Source organism: Streptomyces omiyaensis (genome assembly GCF_014650895.1).
Taxonomy (GTDB): Bacteria; Actinomycetota; Actinomycetes; order Streptomycetales; family Streptomycetaceae; genus Streptomyces; species Streptomyces omiyaensis.
The window spans coordinates 47400-65326 of the sequence record NZ_BMVV01000002.1; the positions used below are offsets into that span (position 1 = coordinate 47400).

At 73.7% G+C, this 17927-nt stretch carries 14 protein-coding genes; 13 read left to right on the plus strand and 1 reads right to left on the minus strand.

The features are described 5' to 3' along the window. The first annotated feature begins 32 nt into the window (after positions 1–32). The 4 genes from IE287_RS03065 to IE287_RS03080 all read left to right on the plus strand — a co-directional run bounded on the left by IE287_RS03065 (position 33) and on the right by IE287_RS03080 (position 5337). Entirely contained in the window at positions 33–542 is a 510-nt protein-coding gene (locus IE287_RS03065) for a GNAT family N-acetyltransferase (RefSeq protein ID WP_189847315.1), read from the plus strand. Between the two features lie 62 nt (positions 543–604). Then, positions 605–2893, plus strand: coding sequence for a HelD family protein (locus IE287_RS03070; protein WP_189847316.1), 2289 nt, complete (start codon positions 605–607; stop codon positions 2891–2893). Between the two features lie 398 nt (positions 2894–3291). Further along, positions 3292–4707 carry an NAD-dependent malic enzyme gene (locus IE287_RS03075; protein WP_189847317.1) on the plus strand — a complete coding sequence of 472 codons (1416 nt, stop codon included), beginning with the start codon at positions 3292–3294 and terminating at the stop codon, positions 4705–4707. Between the two features lie 348 nt (positions 4708–5055). Next, positions 5056–5337: an HU family DNA-binding protein gene (locus tag IE287_RS03080; protein WP_017237029.1), complete on the plus strand. Its 282-nt coding sequence runs from the start codon at positions 5056–5058 to the stop codon at positions 5335–5337. Between the two features lie 98 nt (positions 5338–5435). Here the strand turns inward: IE287_RS03080 and murA are convergent, their stop codons facing one another. Further along, entirely contained in the window at positions 5436–6776 is a 1341-nt protein-coding gene (gene murA / locus IE287_RS03085; protein WP_189847318.1) for a UDP-N-acetylglucosamine 1-carboxyvinyltransferase, read from the minus strand. Positions 6777–7063: 287 nt separating this feature from the next. Between murA and IE287_RS03090 the strand changes: the two genes are divergently transcribed. The 9 genes from IE287_RS03090 (at position 7064) to IE287_RS03130 (ending at position 17919) form a co-directional block, all read left to right on the plus strand. Beyond that, positions 7064–7624 carry a YqgE/AlgH family protein gene (locus tag IE287_RS03090; protein WP_189847319.1) on the plus strand — a complete coding sequence of 187 codons (561 nt, stop codon included), beginning with the start codon at positions 7064–7066 and terminating at the stop codon, positions 7622–7624. Positions 7625–7654: 30 nt separating this feature from the next. After that, on the plus strand, positions 7655–7948 hold the full coding sequence (locus IE287_RS03095) for a DUF3039 domain-containing protein (RefSeq protein ID WP_037708332.1): 294 nt from the start codon (positions 7655–7657) through the stop codon (positions 7946–7948). Positions 7949–8193: 245 nt separating this feature from the next. Continuing rightward, on the plus strand, positions 8194–9498 hold the full coding sequence (locus IE287_RS03100) for an extracellular solute-binding protein (protein WP_189847320.1): 1305 nt from the start codon (positions 8194–8196) through the stop codon (positions 9496–9498). Positions 9499–9503: 5 nt separating this feature from the next. Then, positions 9504–10463, plus strand: coding sequence for a carbohydrate ABC transporter permease (locus tag IE287_RS03105; RefSeq protein WP_189847321.1), 960 nt, complete (start codon positions 9504–9506; stop codon positions 10461–10463). After that, a complete protein-coding gene (locus IE287_RS03110; RefSeq protein ID WP_189847322.1) occupies positions 10460–11308 on the plus strand; it encodes a carbohydrate ABC transporter permease in 849 nt (282 codons plus the stop codon). The genes IE287_RS03105 and IE287_RS03110 overlap by 4 nt, the downstream gene beginning before the upstream one ends. 4 nt (positions 11309–11312) lie before the next feature. After that, the gene (locus tag IE287_RS03115; RefSeq protein ID WP_189847323.1) at positions 11313–12956 is read left to right on the plus strand and encodes a beta-N-acetylhexosaminidase; all 1644 of its coding nucleotides are present in this window, start codon (positions 11313–11315) and stop codon (positions 12954–12956) included. A gap of 306 nt (positions 12957–13262) precedes the next feature. Further along, positions 13263–14138: an FAD binding domain-containing protein gene (locus tag IE287_RS03120; protein ID WP_189847324.1), complete on the plus strand. Its 876-nt coding sequence runs from the start codon at positions 13263–13265 to the stop codon at positions 14136–14138. Continuing rightward, complete coding sequence (locus IE287_RS03125) at positions 14135–15595, plus strand: 2Fe-2S iron-sulfur cluster-binding protein (protein ID WP_229883253.1); 1461 nt, start codon at positions 14135–14137, stop codon at positions 15593–15595. The genes IE287_RS03120 and IE287_RS03125 overlap by 4 nt, the downstream gene beginning before the upstream one ends. Then, on the plus strand, positions 15592–17919 hold the full coding sequence (locus IE287_RS03130) for a xanthine dehydrogenase family protein molybdopterin-binding subunit (RefSeq protein ID WP_189847325.1): 2328 nt from the start codon (positions 15592–15594) through the stop codon (positions 17917–17919). Before IE287_RS03125 ends, IE287_RS03130 begins: the two co-directional genes overlap by 4 nt. Positions 17920–17927: the final 8 nt, after the last annotated feature.

A 17927-nucleotide genomic window follows, 5' to 3' on the forward strand; every position in this document is an offset into this window, starting at 1 on the left:
CGACGGAACGCCGGGCGGGGTAGCGTGCGGGGATGGTGGGGATCAGGGAGGCGCGGGCGTCGGACGCGGAGGCGCTCGCCGAGGCACTCGCACGCAACCGCGCGCACATGCGCCGCACGGAGCCGTACCGGGCCGAGCGGTACTACACCGCCGAGGCCCAGGCCGAGCGGCTGGCCGACGGCGGCCGGCGGTGGTTCGCCGTGGACGGGGAACGGATCGTCGGCGCCGCCATCCTCTCGGGCATCGTGCTCGGGCCCTTCCGCAGCGCCTCCCTCGGCTACTGGGTGGACGGGGAGACCGTCGGCCGGGGCGTCGCCTCCCTGCTCGTCGCCGAGGTGCTCCGCGCCTCGCGGGACGAACTCGGCCTGCACCGGATCGAGGCGTGCACCCTGCTGGACAACCACGCCTCCCAGCGCGTCCTCGCCAAGGCCGGCTTCGAGCGGATCGGGACCGCGCCCCGCTACCTGCACATCGCCGGCGCGTGGCGCGACCACCACCTCTTCCAGCGGATCCTGCACGACGATCCGCCGCCCCTCGCCTGACACGGAAGCCACCGGTGGCGTACCTTTGACGGCTGCCCAGTGCACGTCAGAAGGGGGCCTTAGTGGCCGCGCAGGAAGCCGTCGACACGGTCAGAGACCGTGAGATCGGCGTCGAGCAGGAACATCTGGACCAGGTCTACCGCCGCCTGGAGGAGAAGATCCACGAAGCGGAGTTCCTGATGAACGACGCCGCGCAGAAGGGGCACGTCGGCACGCCCGGCGCGCTCGCCGAGCGCGACGCCCAGGTCTTCCGCGCCGGAGTCCACCTCAACCGGCTCAACAACGAGTTCGAGGACTTCCTGTTCGGGCGGATCGACCTGCTGGACGGGAAGGACGGGGTCAAGGGCCCCGACGGCGCCTACACGTCCGTGGAGCCCGCCGACGACGCCATCCGGCCCGACGGCACCGCCGACATCGGCGAGACCCTGCACATCGGCCGCATCGGCGTCCTGGACGCCGACTACTCCCCGCTCGTCATCGACTGGCGCGCCCCCGCCGCCGCGCCGTTCTACCGGTCGACGCCCGTCGAGCCGGGCCGGGTGGTGCGCCGCCGGGTCATCCGGTCGAAGGGGCGGCGGGTCCTCGGCGTCGAGGACGACCTGATGCGCCCGGAGCTGAGGGCGAGCCTCGGCGGCGCCGAGCTGCCGGTGATCGGCGACGGCGCGCTGATGGCCGCCCTCGGACAGGCGCGCGGCCACTCCATGCGCGACATCGTCTCCTCCATCCAGGCCGAGCAGGACCTCGTCATCCGCGCGCCCGCCGCCTCCGTCACGTACGTCGAGGGCGGGCCGGGCACCGGGAAGACCGCCGTGGCGCTGCACCGGGCCGCCTACCTGCTCTACCAGGACCGCAGGCGGTACTCCGGCGGCATCCTGATCGTCTCGCCGACCCCGCTGCTCGTCTCGTACACCGAGGGCGTGCTGCCCTCCCTGGGCGAGGAGGGGCAGGTCGCCATCCGGGCGCTCGGCGATCTGGCCGAGGACGCCGCCGGCGGCGTCGCCGACACCTACGACGAGCCCGCGGTCTCCCGGATCAAGGGCTCCTCCCGGATGCTCGCGGTGCTCCGCAAGGCCGCCCGCGGCGCCCTGGACCACCCCGACGCCCCGAAGCTGCTCCGGGTGGTCGCCTTCGGGCGCCGGCTGGAGCTGGAGGCCGACGAGCTGCGCCGGATCCGGCACAACGTCCTGGGCGGCACCGCCCCGGTCAACCTGCTGCGGCCGCGCGCCCGCCGGCTGCTGCTCGACGCGCTGTACGCCAAGTCCGGCGCGGTCGGCCGGCACAGCGACCCCGAGCTCGCCGCCGAGCTGCGCTCCTCCTTCGACGAGGACGTCTCCACCGAGGACTCCTTCCTCGGCTTCCTCGACGCCTGGTGGCCCGAGCTGGCCCCCCGCGGGGTCCTCGACGCCATGGGCGACGAGAAGCGCCTGGGCCGCTGGGCCCGCAGGGTCCTCAACCCCGGCGAGGTCCGCCGGATCGCCCGCTCGCTGCGCCGTCCGGGCCTCTCCGTCCACGACGTGGCGCTCCTCGACGAGCTGCACACCCTGCTCGGCGCCCCCGCCCGGCCGAAGCGGAAGCGGGAGTACGACCCGCTGGACCAGCTCACCGGTCTGGAGGAGCTGATGCCGGTGCGGGAGGAGACCCAGCGGGAGCGGGCCGAGCGGCTCGCCGCCGAGCGCACCGAGTACGCCCACGTCATCGTCGACGAGGCCCAGGACCTGACCCCCATGCAGTGGCGGATGGTCGGCCGGCGGGGCCGGCACGCCACCTGGACGATCGTCGGCGACCCGGCCCAGTCGTCCTGGTCCGACCCCGACGAGGCGGCCGCCGCCCGGGACGAGGCGCTGGGCTCCCGGCCGCGCCGCCGCTTCGAGCTGACCGTGAACTACCGCAACCCGGCCGAGATCGCCGAGCTCGCCGCCAAGGTCCTCGCCCTGGCCATGCCCGGCAAGGAGTCGCCGCGGGCGGTCCGCTCGACCGGTGTCGAGCCCCGCTTCGTCGCCGTCGGCAAGGACGGCGGTCTGGCCGGAACCGTGCGGTCGGAGGCGGAGCGGCTGCTCGCCTCGGTCGAGGGCACGGTCGGCGTCGTCGTCGCCATGGACCGGCGCGCCGAGGCCGCCCGCTGGCTCGACGGCCTCGGCGACCGGGTGGTCGCGCTCGGCTCGCTGGAGGCGAAGGGGCTGGAGTACGACGCCACCCTCGTCGTCTCCCCGGCCGAGATCGCCGACGAGTCCCCGGCCGGACTGCGCGTCCTGTACGTGGCCCTCACCCGTTCGACGCAGGCGCTGACGGTGCTCTCGGGCGCGCGCGACCTGCCGGACGAGGCCGGGGTCCCGGACCTCCTGCGGGACTGAGCGCGGTCCCCGTACCCCCGGCGCGGTGGCGATTTCAGGTCAACACGCGCCGGGGGAATCACCTTCGGGGAGGGTTTGTTAGCCTGGTCGTGACACCGGCTCGATCCAAGCCCCCGGGCCCAACCTTCGTCCCTCAGAGGGACCACTTGCCGCGAGGCGAGCATGGCGGGCCGGTGTCACTTAGACGTACATACGAAGTTGAGGCCCCGGTCGTCTTCCGATGACCGGGGCCTCTTCTGTTGCTCCGGCATCTCTCGTATGGTGGAAAGTACTTTCCGAAAACAAAATGACCGCATTACCTGCTACCGGCAGGTAGGTGCGACCATCGGAGGGCGCCGCCAGGGCAACCAGCCGGGCCGGCGTAGCAACGAAGCTAGGGAAAGCAGAGGAACCCGGCCATGGCAACGGCGCCCAGCGTCTCGTACTCGATGACGGTCCGGCTGGAGGTGCCCGCGAGCGGCACCGCGGTCTCGCAGCTCACGGCTGCGGTCGAGTCCCACGGAGGCTCCGTCACCGGCCTCGACGTCACGGCCTCCGGTCACGAGAAGCTCCGGATCGACGTCACCGTCGCCGCGACCTCCACCGCGCACGCCGACGAGATCGTCGAGCGGCTGCGGGAGATCGAGGGCGTCGTCCTCGGCAAGGTCTCGGACCGCACCTTCCTGATGCACCTCGGCGGCAAGATCGAGATGGCGTCCAAGCACCCCATCCGCAACCGTGACGACCTCTCGATGATCTACACGCCGGGCGTGGCCCGCGTGTGCATGGCGATCGCCGAGAACCCCGAGGACGCCCGCCGCCTCACCATCAAGCGCAACTCGGTCGCGGTCGTCACCGACGGCTCCGCCGTCCTCGGCCTCGGCAACATCGGCCCCAAGGCCGCGCTGCCCGTCATGGAGGGCAAGGCCGCCCTCTTCAAGCGCTTCGCCGGCATCGACGCCTGGCCGATCTGCCTGGACACCCAGGACACCGACGCGATCGTCGAGATCGTCAAGGCCATCGCTCCCGGCTTCGCGGGCATCAACCTGGAGGACATCTCCGCGCCGCGCTGCTTCGAGATCGAGGCCCGGCTCCGCGAGGCCCTGGACATCCCGGTCTTCCACGACGACCAGCACGGCACCGCCATCGTCGTCCTCGCCGCGCTCACCAACGCCCTGCGGGTCGTCGGCAAGGGCATCGGGGACGTCAAGGTCGTCATGTCCGGCGCCGGCGCGGCCGGCACGGCCATCCTGAAGCTGCTGCTCGCCGCGGGCGTGAAGCACGCGGTCGTCGCCGACATCCACGGCGTCGTCCACGCCGGCCGCGAGGACCTGGTGGACGCCCCGGCGGACTCGCCGCTGCGCTGGATCGCCGACAACACCAACCCGGAGGGCGTCACCGGCACCCTCAAGGAGGCCGTCGTCGGCGCGGACGTCTTCATCGGCGTCTCGGCCCCGAACCTGCTGGGCGCCGAGGACGTGGCCGCGATGGCCGAGGACTCCATCGTCTTCGCGCTCGCGAACCCCGACCCGGAGGTCGACCCGGCCGCCGCCCGGCAGACCGCGGCCGTGGTCGCGACCGGCCGTTCGGACTTCCCGAACCAGATCAACAACGTGCTGGTCTTCCCCGGCGTCTTCCGCGGCCTGCTCGACGCGCAGTCCCGCACGGTGAACACCGAGATGATGCTCGCGGCCGCCAGCGCCCTCGCGGACGTCGTCACCGAGGACGAGCTGAACCCGAACTACATCATCCCGTCGGTCTTCAACGACAAGGTCGCGGGCGCCGTGGCCGGGGCGGTCCGCACCGCCGCGAAGGCGGCGGGCGCGGGCGCCTGACGGCCTCCCGGGGGCCCCGGGAACGGCACCCCGAGCGTGTCGCGATTCGCGGAGTCGTAAACCCGCCTTTAGGGTTGCTTTTCGGCTCCGCACCGTTTGCGGGGAGTCGACGCTACGTCACCACCGAGGGGCTCCGGCGCTTTCCGTGTGACCCCAGAGGGTGCCGGATTGGCGTTCCCGCCGCTGGTGGGGGCAGGATGCTCCCCCGAGGACTTCGTCCAGGGGGGACCCCCCAGGGCGCGAGGGATCCACGAGAGGCAGACCCGGGTCCGGGGACTGTCCGAGGCCCCTGGCAGCATCGGCTTCGATCTCACGCCTCACAGGCAAGAAGAACACGGGAGTAACAACATGAACCGCAGTGAGCTGGTGGCCGCGCTGGCCGACCGCGCCGAGGTGACCCGCAAGGACGCCGACGCCGTGCTGGCCGCCCTCGCCGAGACCGTCGGCGAGGTCGTCGCCAAGGGCGACGAGAAGGTCACCATCCCCGGCTTCCTGACCTTCGAGCGCACCCACCGTGCCGCTCGCACCGCTCGTAACCCGCAGACCGGCGACCCGATCAACATCCCGGCCGGCTACAGCGTGAAGGTCTCCGCGGGCTCGAAGCTCAAGGAAGCCGCCAAGGGCAAGTAAGCGGCCCCTGGGCAAGCGAAAAGGGCGGCCACCCCTTCCGGGGTGGCCGCCCTTCCGCATGGCCGCCAGAAGGCCCCGCAGGGCCTTCCAGGGGTGTCCTACACCAGCGCGCTGCCCGGGAGCTCCACCTTGGCGCCGAGCTCCACGAGCTTCTCCATGAAGTTCTCGTAGCCGCGGTTGATCAGCTCGATGCCGTGGACCCGGGACGTGCCCTGGGCCGCGAGGGCCGCGATCAGGTACGAGAAGCCGCCGCGCAGGTCCGGGATGACCAGGTCGGCGCCCTGGAGGCGGGTGGGGCCGCTGACGACCGCCGAGTGGAGGAAGTTCCGCTGGCCGAAGCGGCAGTCGGAGCCGCCCAGGCACTCGCGGTACAGCTGGATGTGGGCGCCCATCTGGTTCAGCGCCGAGGTGAAGCCGAGCCGGGACTCGTAGACCGTCTCGTGGACGATGGAGAGGCCGGACGCCTGCGTCAGGGCGACCACCAGCGGCTGCTGCCAGTCGGTCTGGAAGCCGGGGTGCACGTCGGTCTCCAGGTGGATCGCGTTGAGCGAGCCGCCCGGGTGCCAGAAGCGGATGCCCTCGTCGTCGATCTCGAAGGCGCCGCCGACCTTCCGGTACGTGTTGAGGAAGGTCATCATCGAGCGCTGCTGGGCGCCGCGCACGTAGATGTTGCCCTCGGTGGCCAGCGCCGCCGACGCCCAGGAGGCCGCCTCCAGGCGGTCCGGGAGGGCCCGGTGGGTGTAGCCGTCGAGCTTGTCGACACCGGTGATCCGGATGGTCCGGTCGGTGTCCATCGAGATGATGGCGCCCATCTTCTGCAGGACGCAGATGAGGTCCTCGATCTCGGGCTCCACGGCCGCGTTCGACAGCTCGGTGACGCCCTCGGCGAGGACGGCGGTGAGCAGCACCTGCTCGGTCGAGCCGACCGAGGGGTACGGAAGGCGGATCTTGCAGCCGCGAAGGCGCTGCGGGGCCTCCAGGTACTGGCCGTCGGCGCGCTTCTCGATGGTCGCGCCGAACTGGCGGAGCACGTCGAAGTGGAAGTCGATCGGCCGGCCGCCGATGTCGCAGCCGCCGAGGCCCGGGATGAAGGCGTGGCCGAGGCGGTGCAGCAGCGGGCCGCAGAAGAGGATCGGGATGCGCGAGGAGCCGGCGTGGGCGTCGATGTCGGCGACGTTGGCGGACTCGACGTGCGTCGGGTCGAGCACCAGCTCGCCGGGCTCGTCGCCCGGGCGGACCGTCACGCCGTGCAGCTGGAGCAGCCCGCGGACGACGCGGACGTCACGGATGTCCGGCACGTTCCGCAGTCTGCTGGGACCGCTGCCGAGCAGGGCGGCGACCATCGCCTTGGGCACGAGGTTCTTCGCGCCGCGAACGCGGATCTCGCCCTCCAGCGGGGTTCCGCCGTGGACAAGCAGGACATCGTCTGTGCCGGTCATGAATCTCGCGTTCCGGAGTCGTCGGTCGGGTGGCCAGTGAAAAGGGTAAGGGGCCATTGGACCCCGATCGGGCCGGTCGGGGTGCCTGGCAGATGTAATGAATTCGGCACAACACCCTCTGTTTCCGTGATCTTGCGGACTGTCACCGTCCGCTTCTCCCCGGCGGGTGGTCCGGTCTGTTCCGTCCCGCCCTCCCGACCTGCGGGGCTCGCCCGCCTCCGGACCGGTTTCCCGGTATCGCGCGCGAGAACCCCCGCGCGCGCCGAAGATGCGGGATCATGTGTCGCATGACCGAGGTGTCCTCGCTCACAGGACGGCTGCTCGTGGCCACCCCCGCCCTCGCGGACCCGAACTTCGACCGCGCGGTGGTGCTGCTGCTCGATCACGACGACGAGGGCTCGCTCGGCGTCGTCCTCAACCGGCCCACCCCCGTCACCGTGGGCGACGTCCTCGCCCCCTGGGCCGGGCTCGCCGGCGAGCCCGACGTCGTCTTCCAGGGCGGTCCGGTCTCCCTCGACGCCGCCCTCGGCCTCGCCGTCATCCCCGGCGACGAGGGCCCGCTCGGCTGGCGCAGGGTCTTCGGCGCGATCGGCCTCGTCGACCTGGAGACCCCGCCCGAACTCCTCGGCCCCGCCCTCGGCGCGCTGCGCATCTTCGCCGGCTACGCGGGCTGGGGTCCCGGCCAGCTGGAGACCGAACTGGCCGAGGGCGCCTGGTACGTCGTCGAGTCCGAGCCCGGTGACGTCTCCTCGCCGACCCCCGAGACCCTCTGGCGCCAGGTCCTCCGCCGCCAGCGCGGCGACCTCGCGATGGTCGCCACCTACCCGGACGACCCTTCGCTCAACTGAGCCCCGCCGCGCCCAGTACCCTTGGGTGCCATGAGCACTCTCGAGCCCGAGCGCGGGGCAGGTACGGGAACCCTCGTCGAGCCGACGCCGCAGGTGTCCCACGGTGACGGCGACCACGAGCGCTACGCCCATTACGTCCAGAAGGACAAGATCATGGCGAGTGCCCTCGACGGCACTCCCGTCGTCGCCCTGTGCGGGAAGGTCTGGGTGCCCGGGCGCGACCCCAAGAAGTACCCGGTCTGTCCCATGTGCAAGGAGATCTACGAGTCCATGGGCTCGGGCGGGGACAAGGACAAGGGCGGCAAGGACGGCAAGGGGAAGTAACCCCTCCGGTCCGGTCGGGAACGGCCCCTGTCGCGCGCACCGTTGGTGCGCGCGACAGGGGCCGTTCCGCGTTTCCGGACCCCCTTCCGGGCCCCTCTCCGGACCGGCTCCCGTCCCCGGGCCGGGGGCGAAGTGGTCGAGACCTCTTGTCGTGATCGCCGGGCGCGCCTAACCTCACCGCTGTTGTTGTGCAATACGAAACGCCCGTTGCGCATGCTGCAACGCCCGCTCGGAGGGGAATCGCCATGAAGCTTCCTGCCCGGATCACCGCCCCCGTCGCCCTGCCGCTCGCCGCCCTCGTCCTCGCCGCCTGCGCGCCCCAGACCTCCGCCCCCGCCGCCGGCGGGGACGAGAAGAACGGCACCCTGCGCGTCTGGCTCTTCCAGGAGGTGTCCAACCAGCCCAAGGAGAAGGTCGTCGACGCGGCCGTCGCCGCCTTCGAGGGCGAACACCCCGGCGCGAAGGTCGAGGTCGAGTACATCCCCGTCGAGACCCGCGCCCAGCGCGTCACGGCCGCCTTCAACGACCCGAAGTCCGCGCCCGACGTCATCGAGTACGGCAACACCGACACCGCCGGCTACGTCGAGGACGGCGGCCTCGCCGACGTCACCGCCGAGTTCACCGCCTGGGACCAGGCCGCCGACGCCGACCCCACGGCCAAGGAGTCCGTCACCGTCGGCGGGAAGGTCTACGGGGCCCCGCTCTTCGTCGGCGTCCGCGCGCTCTACTACCGCACCGACGTCTTCGGCGAGCTCGGCCTCGCCGCGCCCAAGACCCAGGACGAGCTCGTCGCGACGGCGAAGAAGATCCGCAAGGAGAAGCCCGAGCTGTACGGCCTCGCCGCCGGCGGCGCCTTCACCTACGGCGCCCTGCCCTTCGTCTGGGCCGCGGGGGGCGACCTCGCCACCCGGGACGGCTCGGGCGCCTACAAGGCGGCCCTGGACAGCGACGCCGCCGTCAAGGGCCTCACCACCTACACCTCGCTCCTCGGCGACGACAACTGCCCCGCCGCCACCTGTGCCCAGATGGGCGGCAACGCCACCATCACCGCCTTCGCCGCGGGCAAGGCCGGCATGGCCATCGGCGGCGACTTCAGCCACGCCGCCGTCGAGGCGGGCCAGGTCAAGGGCAAGTACGCCGTCGTCCCGCTGCCCGGCACCACCCCCGGCTCCATCGCCCCCGCCTTCGCCGGCGGCAACAACATCGGCGTCCTCAGGTCCACCTCGCACCGCACCCTGGCCGTCGAGCTGATGAAGACCCTCGCCGGCAAGGAGACCCAGGCCCGGCTGTTCGACGCGATGGGCTTCCTGCCCACCTTCACCGACGTCCGCACCGCCGCCGCCGAGCGCAAGCCCTTCGTGAAGCCCTTCATCGACACCCTCGCCGCCGGCACCAGGTTCGTGCCCGCCACCCCGGCCTGGGGCCGCATCGACTCCTCGCTCGTCGTCCCCACGATGCTCCAGGAGATCGCCAGCGGCCGGAAGGACGTGCGGACCGCCGCGGGCGACGCGGCGAAGAAGATGGACGCGGCCTTCGCCGAGGCGGGCTGACCCGCATGACGCTCACCGCCCCCGCCGCCGCGCCGCCCGCGCCCGCGGGCGCCGCGAAGCAGCCCGCGCGCCGCCCCCGGAGCCGTACCGGCACCTCCGCCTGGACCCCCTGGCTCTACCTCCTGCCCGCCCTCGCCGTCCTCGGCGCCCTCCTCGTCTACCCCGTCTACCAGCTCGGCCTGATCTCCTTCCTGGAGTACACCCAGGCCCAGGTCAGCGGCGGAGAACCCACCTCCTTCCAGGGCCTCGGCAACTACACGGCCCTCTTCACCGACCCGCGGTTCCGCGAGGTCCTGCTCACCACCGTCGTCTTCGCCGCCGCCTGCGTGGCGGGCACCCTCGTCGTCGGCTGCACCCTCGCCGTCCTCCTCACCCGGATACGGGCGCTGCCCCGGCTGGCCCTGATGCTCGCCGCGCTCGGCGCCTGGGCCACCCCCGCCGTCACCGGCTCCACCGTCTGGGTCTTCCTCTTCGACGCCGACTTCGGACCCGTCAACCGGCTGTTCGGCCTCGGCGACTTCTCCTGGACCTACGGGCGGTACAGCGCCTTCGCGCTCGTCCTGCTCGAAGTCGTCTGGTGCTCGTTCCCCTTCGTGATGGTCACCGTCTACGCCGGGATCCGGGCCGTCCCCACCGAGGTCCTGGAGGCCGCCGCCCTCGACGGCGCCTCCCAGTGGCGGATCTGGCGCACCGTGACCGCGCCACTGCTCCGCCCGATCCTCGCCGTCGTCACCATCCAGTCCGTCATCTGGGACTTCAAGGTCTTCACCCAGATCTACGTCATGACCAACGGAGGCGGCATCGCCGGCCAGAACCTCGTCCTCAACGTCTACGCCTACCAGCAGGCCTTCGCCTCCTCCCAGTACAGCCTGGGCGCGGCGATCGGCGTGGTGATGCTCCTGCTGCTGCTCGGCGTCACCCTGGTGTACCTGCGGCTGCTGCGCCGCCAGGGGGAGGAACTGTGACCGCCCTCCGCATCCCCGGAATCCGCCGCCCCGGGCGGCTGCTCGCCGAGGCGGCCGCCCTGCTGACCGCCGTCGTCGTCGCCTTCCCGCTGTACTGGATGGTCCTCTCCGCCTTCAAGCCGGCCGGCGAGATCCAGTCGGCCGAACCCCGCCCCTGGACCCTCTCCCCGTCGCTCGACTCCTTCCGGCGCGTCTTCGAGCAGCAGGACTTCGGGCGCTACTTCCTCAACAGCCTGCTGGTGGCGACGGCGGTCGTGCTCGCCTCCGCCGTCGTCGCCTTCCTCGCGGCGACCGCGGTCACGCGCTTCCGCTTCCGCTTCCGCACCACGATCCTGGTCATGTTCCTGGTGGCGCAGATGGTGCCGGTCGAGGCGCTGACCATCCCGCTCTTCTTCCTCATGCGGGACGCCGGACTCCTCAACACCCTCGGCTCGCTCGTCCTGCCGCACCTCGCCTTCTCGCTGCCCTTCGCGATCTGGATGCTGCGCGGCTTCGTCCGGGCGGTGCCCGAGGCGCTGGAGGAGCAGGCCCGGATCGACGGGGCGAGCCACACCCGCTTCGTGTGGACGATCCTCTTCCCGCTGGTCCTGCCCGGCCTCGTGGCGACCAGCGTCTTCTCCTTCATCTCGACCTGGAACGACTTCCTCTTCGCCAAGTCGTTCCTCATCAGCGACACCTCGCAGTCCACCCTCCCGATGGCGCTGCTGGTCTTCTTCAAGCCCGACGAGAACGACTGGGGGGGAATCATGGCCGGGTCGACCGTGATGACGATCCCGGTGCTCGTCTTCTTCGTACTCGTACAGCGCCGTCTGGTCTCCGGACTGGGCGGGGCGGTGAAGGACTGACGCCATGACCGACACGGACCTGATCCCCGCGCCCCTGACGGCCCGGACCGGCGGCGACGCCCCCGGGCGCCCCTCCCTCGACGAGCGGACCACCCTGGACGCCGGCCCCGGCACCGAGGCCACCGCCCGCTGGCTGCGCTCCGTCCTCGGCGCCGCCACCGGCCTCCCCCTCGCCGACGGCGCCGGCCCGCACGCCGTCCGGCTCCGGATCTCCCCGGAGACGGCGCGGGAGCACGGCCCCGAGGGGTACCGGCTCTCCACCGAGGACCCGGAGGCGGCCGTCACGATCGACGGCGGCGGCCCCGCCGGGCTCTTCTGGGGCGCCCAGACCCTGCGCCAGCTCCTCGGCCCGGACGCCTTCCGCCGGGCGCCCGTCCGGCCCGGCGCGGAGTGGGACCTGCCGCGCGTGACCGTCGCCGACCGCCCCCGCTTCGGCTGGCGCGGCCTCCTCCTCGACGTCTCCCGGCACTTCACCGCCAAGGAGGACGTGCTGCGGCTGCTCGACCTGATGGCCGCGCACAAGCTGAACGTCCTCCACCTCCACCTCACCGACGACCAGGGCTGGCGGATCGAGATCGAGCGGTACCCGCGGCTCACCGGGGTCGGGGCCTGGCGGTCCCGGTCCAAGCAGGGGCACCGCGCCTCCCCGCTGTGGGACGACACCCCGCACGGCGGCTTCTACACCCGGGACGACATCCGCGAGATCGTCGCGTACGCCGCCGAGCGGCACGTCACCGTCGTCCCGGAGATCGACCTCCCCGGCCACTCGCAGGCCGCCATCGCCGCGTACCCCTGGCTCGGCAACGCCGACGTCGTCGACACCGCCGCGCTCACCGTCTGGGACACCTGGGGCGTGAACCCGAACGTCCTCGCCCCCACCGAGGAGGTGCTGCGCTTCTACGAGGGCGTCCTGGAGGAGGTCCTGGAGCTCTTCCCGTCGACCTTCGTGCACGTCGGCGGCGACGAGTGCCCCAAGGACCAGTGGAAGGAGTCCCCGGCCGCCCAGGCCCGGATCGCGGAGCTGGGCGTCGGCGACGAGGACGGGCTCCAGTCCTGGTTCATCCGGCACTTCGACCGCTGGCTCGCCGACCGGGGCCGCCGGCTCATCGGCTGGGACGAGATCCTGGAGGGCGGCCTCGCCGAGGGCGCGGCCGTCTCCTCCTGGCGCGGCTACCGCGGCGGGATCGCCGCCGCCGAGGCCGGGCACGACGTCGTCATGTGCCCGGAGCAGCAGGTCTACCTCGACCACCGGCAGGACGGCGGCCCTGACGAGCCGGTGCCGATCGGCTTCGTGCGGACCCTGTCCGACGTGTACCGCTTCGAACCCGTCCCGCCCGGTCTGTCCGAGGCGGCGGCCCGTCATGTCCTCGGCACCCAGGCCAACGTGTGGACCGAGGTGATGGAGAACCGCGACCGCGTCGACTACCAGGTCTTCCCCCGCCTCGCCGCCTTCGCCGAGGTCGCCTGGTCCGCGCTGCCCGCCCCCGGCGACCGCGACACGGAGGGCTTCCTGCGGCGCATGGAGACCCACTACCGGCGCCTCGACGCCCTCGGCGTCGCCTACCGCCCGCCGGCCGGCCCCACGCCCGGGCAGCGCCGCCCCGGCCTCCTCGGCCGCCCGATCGACGGGCCGCCCCCGATCGTGTGAGCCACCTCGCGTCCCGGGGTCACCCGGGAGCGGCGAAAGGGGAGTTACCTTCTCTGTCAGGGCGTCCCGGGGCGTCACGGGTGTCCGGGAACATCCCGGGCGTCCCGGGCGTCCCGGGGCTCCCGGAGGCGGGGGCCCGCGCGGCCCCTCGCTCCGGACGGCTCGGAAGATGTGCCAGAGTTGCCACGTCCGGCCTGTGAGCACGTACGGTACGCCCACGCACGGGCGCGCCGTGCGCCCGCTCGCGGGCGCGGGGCACCGGGCACAGTCGGGGACGGACCGGGACAACCGGGAAGGGGCAGCGGGTTGACCACGCACGCACCACAGACGGCGCAGTCCGTGACGCTGCCCGCCTCGCTCGACGAGGCCGTGGCCGCGCTCACCGCCATGCCGGCCGCCGTGCCCGTCGCCGGCGGCACCGACCTGATGGCGGCCGTCAACCGCGGCCAGCTCCGCCCCGCCGGCCTCGTCGGCCTCGGCCGCATCAACGAGATCCGCGGCTGGCAGTACCAGGACGGCCACGCCCTCCTCGGCGCCGGCCTCACCCACGCCCGGATGGGCCGCCCCGACTTCGCCGCCCTCATCCCGGCCCTCGCCGCCGCCTCCCGCGCGGCCGGGCCGCCCCAGATCCGCAACGCCGGCACCCTCGGCGGCAACGTCGTCACCGCCGCCCCCACCGGCGACTCGCTGCCCGTGCTCGCCGCGCTGGAGGCCGACCTCGTCGTCGTCGGCCCGCTCGGCAGCCGCGAGATCCCCGTCTCGCACCTCCTCGCCGGCCGCGACCTGCTCGCCCCCGGCGAGCTCGTGGCCTTCGTCCGCGTGCCGCTGCTGCACGCCCCGCAGGTCTTCCTCAAGGCCACCGGCCGCACCGGCCCGGCCCGCGCCACCGCCTCCGTCGCCGTCGTCCTCGACCCGGCCCGGCGCGGGGTCCGCTGCGCCGTCGGCGCGGTCGCCCCGATGCCGCTGCGCCCGCTGGAGGCCGAGCGCTGGATCGCGTCCCTGGTGGACTGGGACAACGACCGCGGGCTCGCACCGGAGGCGCTGACCGCCTTCGGCGAGTACGTGGCCGCCGCCTGCATTCCCGACCCGCCGGGCGACGAGCAGCTGTCGCCCGCCGTCCTGCACCTGCGGCGCACCGTCGCCACTCTCGCCCGCCGGGCACTGGGGAGGGCCCTGTCGTGAACACCGGCAACAACGAGCCGAACGAGACCGCGGCCCCCGCCGCGCCGGGCGGCTGGGAGCCGATCCCGCAGAGCGAGGGGTACGACGAGGGCGCGACCGCCTTCGTCCACCTGCCGCCGGAGTTCATGCTGGACGGGGTGCCGCTGGAGGCCCCCGGCCACGGCTACACGCCGCCGATGATCGTGCCGCTCCAGCCGCTGGCGCAGCCCGTCGCGGCCGACCCGGAGGCGGCCGGCACCTGGCCGGGGCACCTCGCGGCGGAGCCGGAGCACCACGGCGAGGGCGTCGAGTTCTTCGCGCCGGAGCCGGAGCACGGCTTCGGGACCGGCCCCGAGCCGCTGCCCCACGGGTACGGCGACGAGACCGCGGGCGCGCCGGTGGCGCGGCCGTACGGGGGGAACGACCCGCACGCGACGGCGGAGTGGCACTTCGGCGCGACGGGGCAGTGGGAGGTCCCCGAGGCCCCGGAGGCGCGGCTCGCGCCCGAGGCCCCGCTCGTCCCGGAGGCCCCGCTCGCCCCGGAGGCGTACGAGGTCCCGGGCCGGCTCGCGGACTTCCCCGCCGCCCCGGCCGGGGAGGCGCCCGCGCCCGCCTCGTACGAGCAGGCCCCGCCGACCCTGCCGGGCGGCGCGCCGGCGCCGTGGGCGGTGCCGGACGCCGTCGGGGAGCCGGTCGCCGCCGAGGAGCCGGAGCCCGCCGCCGGGCCCGCGGAGGAGCCCGTCGGGGAGTCCGGGGCCGAAGCCCCGGCCGACGCCGGGCCCGAGCCGGAACCGGAGCCCGGGCCCGTGGCGGACCCCGGACACGCGGCGACCGCCGCGGCCGTCCCGGACGCCCCGGCGCCCTCGTACACCTCCGTCGACAGCGACGAGCACCCGCACACCTCCTACGTCCTGCGGGTCAACGGCGCCGACCGGCCCGTCACCGACTCCTGGATCGGCGAGTCGCTGCTCTACGTGCTCCGCGAGCGGCTGGGTCTCGCCGGGGCCAAGGACGGCTGCTCGCAGGGCGAGTGCGGGGCGTGCAACGTCCAGGTGGACGGGCGGCTCGTCGCCTCCTGCCTGGTGCCGGCCGCGACCGCCGCCGGCTCCGAGGTGCGGACCGTCGAGGGCCTCGCGGCGGACGGCGAGCCGTCCGACGTGCAGCGGGCCCTCACGCGCTGCGGCACCGTGCAGTGCGGCTTCTGCATCCCCGGCATGTGCATGACCGTGCACGACCTGCTGGAGGGCAACCACGCCCCCACCGAACTGGAGACCCGCCAGGCCCTCGCCGGCAACCTCTGCCGCTGCTCCGGCTACAAGGGCGTGCTCCAGGCCGTCGAGGACGTCGTCGCCGAGCGCGCCGCCGCGGCCGCCGACCACGCCGCCGCCGGCGAGGACGACGCCACCGGCCGCATCCCGCACCAGCTTCCGCACCCCACCCACGACGGCCCGCACCAGCACGACGGAGGCAGGGCGTGAGCAGCGACGCGACGACCGCCATTCCCACGCTCCCCTTCGCGGAGGCCGCCGGAGCCGCGCCCGAGGCCGAGGCCCCGCTCCGCGGACTCGGCGCCTCCCTCCCGCAGGCCGACGCCCGCGCGAAGGCCGAGGGCACCTTCCCGTACGCCTCCGACCTGTGGGCCGAGGGCCTGCTGTGGGCCGCGCTCCTGCGCTCCCCGCACGCGCACGCCCGGATCGTCTCCGTCGACACCTCGGCCGCCGAGGCCATGCCCGGCGTCCGGGCCGTGGTGACGGCCGCCGACGTGCCCGGCGCGGCCACCTACGGCCGGCGCGTCGCCGACCGGCCCGTCTTCGCCGACGGACTGGTCCGGCACCACGGCGAGGCCATCGCCGCCGTCGCCGCCGACCACCCCGACACCGCCCGGCTCGCCACCGCCGCCATCCTCGTCGAGTACGAGCTCCTGGAGCCCGTCACCGATCCGGAGAAGGCCTTCGAGGCCGAGCCCCTCCACCCCGACGGCAACCTCGTCCGCCACATCCCGCTGAGCTTCGGCGACCCGGACGCCACCGGCGAGGTCGTCGTCGAGGGCCTCTACCGGGTCGGCCGCCAGGACCCCGCCCCGATCGGCGCCGAGGCCGGACTCGCCGTCCCCCGCCCCGACGGCGGCGTCGAGCTCTACACCGCCTCCACCGACCCGCACACCGACCGCGACCTCGCCGCCGCCTGCTTCGGCCTCGCGCCCGACCAGGTCAAGATCGTCGTCACCGGTGTGCCCGGCGCCACCGGCGACCGCGAGGACCCCGGCTTCCAGATCCCGCTCGGCCTGCTCGCGCTGCGCACCGGCTGCCCGGTGAAGCTCACCGCCACCCGCGAGGAGTCCTTCCTCGGCCACGCCCACCGCCACCCCACCCTGCTGCGCTACCGCCACCACGCCGACGCCGAGGGCCGGCTGGTGAAGGTCGAGGCGCAGATCCTCCTCGACGCCGGCGCCTACGCCGACTCCTCCTCGGAGTCCCTCGCCGCCGCCGTCGCCTTCGCCTGCGGCCCGTACGTCGTCCCGCACGCCTTCGTCGAGGGCTGGGCGGTCCGCACCAACAACCCGCCCTCCGGACACGTCCGCGGCGAGGGCGCGATGCAGGTGTGCGCCGCCTACGAGGCGCAGATGGACAAGCTCGCCGGCCGGATCGGCATCGACCCCGCCGAGCTGCGCCTGCGGAACGTGATGTCCACCGGCGACCTGCTGCCCACCGGCCAGACCGTCACCTGCCCCGCCCCCGTCGCCGAACTCCTCGCCGCCGTGCGGGACTTCCCGCTGCCCGCCCTTCCCAAGGACACCCCCGAGGAGGACTGGCTGCTGCCCGGCGGACCCGAGGGCGCCGGTGAGCCGGGCGCCGTGCGGCGGGGCGTGGGCTACGCGCTCGGCATGGTCCACATGCTCGGCGCCGAGGGCACCGACGAGGTCTCCACGGCCACCGTCCGGGTCCTCGACGGAGTCGCCACCGTCATCTGCTCCGCGGTGGACACCGGCTCGGGTTTCTCCACCCTCGCCCGCCAGATCGTCCAGGAGACCCTCGGCGTCGAGGAGGTCCACGTGGCCCCCGTCGACACCGACCAGCCGCCGGCCGGCGCCGCCACCCACGGCCGCCACACCTGGGTCTCCGGCGGCGCCGTCGAGCGCGCCGCCAAGATGGTCCGCACCCAGCTCCTCCAGCCGCTGGCCCACAAGTTCGGCATGTCGACGGAGCTGCTCCAGATCAGCGACGGCAGGATCACCTCGTACGACGGCGTCCTGTCGACGACCGTCGCCGAGGAGATGAACGGCAAGGAGCTGTGGGCCACCGCCCAGTGCCGCCCGCACCCCACCGAGCCGCTGGACGCGTCCGGGCAGGGCGACGCCTTCGTCGGCCTCGCCTTCTGCGCGATCCGCGCGGTGGTGGACGTCGACATCGAACTCGGCTCGGTCCGGGTCGTGGAGATGGCCGTCGCCCAGGACGTCGGCCGGATCCTCAACCCCGCCCAGCTCGCCACCCGCATCGAGGCCGGCGTCACCCAGGGCGTCGGCGCGGCCCTCACCGAGAACCTGCGCACCGCCCGGGGCCTGGTCCGCCACCCCGACCTCACCGGCTACGCGCTGCCGACGTCGCTGGACGCGCCGGACATCCGGATCGTGAAGCTCGTCGAGGAGCGGGACGTCGTCGCCCCGTTCGGCGCGAAGGCGGCCAGCGCCGTCCCCGTCGTCACCTCGCCCGCCGCGGTGGCGGCGGCGGTCCGCGCGGCGACCGGCCGGCCCGTCAACCGGCTGCCGATCCGGCCCCAGGCGGCGGTGGCGGCGACGCCGTGACCCCCGCC

Excerpts from the sequence above, each read along its gene's own strand:
- IE287_RS03065 (WP_189847315.1), top strand. The coding sequence starts at position 33 with ATGGTGGGGATCAGGGAGGCGCGGGCGTCGGACGCGGAGGCGCTCGCC.
- IE287_RS03075 (WP_189847317.1), top strand. The coding sequence starts at position 3,292 with ATGGCAACGGCGCCCAGCGTCTCGTACTCGATGACGGTCCGGCTGGAG.
- IE287_RS03080 (WP_017237029.1), top strand. The coding sequence starts at position 5,056 with ATGAACCGCAGTGAGCTGGTGGCCGCGCTGGCCGACCGCGCCGAGGTG.
- murA (WP_189847318.1), bottom strand. The coding sequence starts at position 6,776 with ATGACCGGCACAGACGATGTCCTGCTTGTCCACGGCGGAACCCCGCTG.
- IE287_RS03090 (WP_189847319.1), top strand. The coding sequence starts at position 7,064 with ATGACCGAGGTGTCCTCGCTCACAGGACGGCTGCTCGTGGCCACCCCC.
- IE287_RS03095 (WP_037708332.1), top strand. The coding sequence starts at position 7,655 with ATGAGCACTCTCGAGCCCGAGCGCGGGGCAGGTACGGGAACCCTCGTC.
- IE287_RS03100 (WP_189847320.1), top strand. The coding sequence starts at position 8,194 with ATGAAGCTTCCTGCCCGGATCACCGCCCCCGTCGCCCTGCCGCTCGCC.
- IE287_RS03105 (WP_189847321.1), top strand. The coding sequence starts at position 9,504 with ATGACGCTCACCGCCCCCGCCGCCGCGCCGCCCGCGCCCGCGGGCGCC.
- IE287_RS03115 (WP_189847323.1), top strand. The coding sequence starts at position 11,313 with ATGACCGACACGGACCTGATCCCCGCGCCCCTGACGGCCCGGACCGGC.